The 404-nt window shown below is 21.3% G+C and carries 1 pseudogene; it reads left to right on the forward strand.

From position 1 onward, the window contains the following. Positions 1–79 precede the first annotated feature (79 nt). Positions 80–404, forward strand: a pseudogene (locus H2279_RS08765) (Cj0814 family flagellar-dependent secreted protein); the annotation flags it as partial.

The following is a 404-nucleotide window of genomic DNA, read 5'->3' on the forward strand; positions in this document are numbered from 1 at the left end:
TGGAACAAATTTTGCTTGTATTTAATTATAAGATATTTAGATTTGAAGGCAGAACAATTCTAAAATCAAAGGAATAAATATGAGTATCTTTAGCATCAATGATAACTCAAACTATGGCTCTATACTTTCACAAGCAAAAGCTAATAAAGAAAGTAAAGAAAATTCAAAAATAAATTTTGCCAATACTTTCTTAAAACAAAATGCTACTAAGTTAAATGAAATAGAAAATAAAAATTCACAAACTTTAATAAGAAGTGAAGTATTAGATAATCAATCAAATTCTATTAATAATAATATCAATAAGAATTATTATACTAAAACAAATTCTCCTAATTATGATATATCTAGTGAATTTAAAAACTCTATTTATACTTTAAAATTCAAACAAGCAGATATAAGTAATA

The organism is Campylobacter sp. B0100352/1 (assembly GCF_020135855.1).
In the GTDB taxonomy this organism is placed as follows: Bacteria; Campylobacterota; Campylobacteria; order Campylobacterales; family Campylobacteraceae; genus Campylobacter_D; species Campylobacter_D taeniopygiae.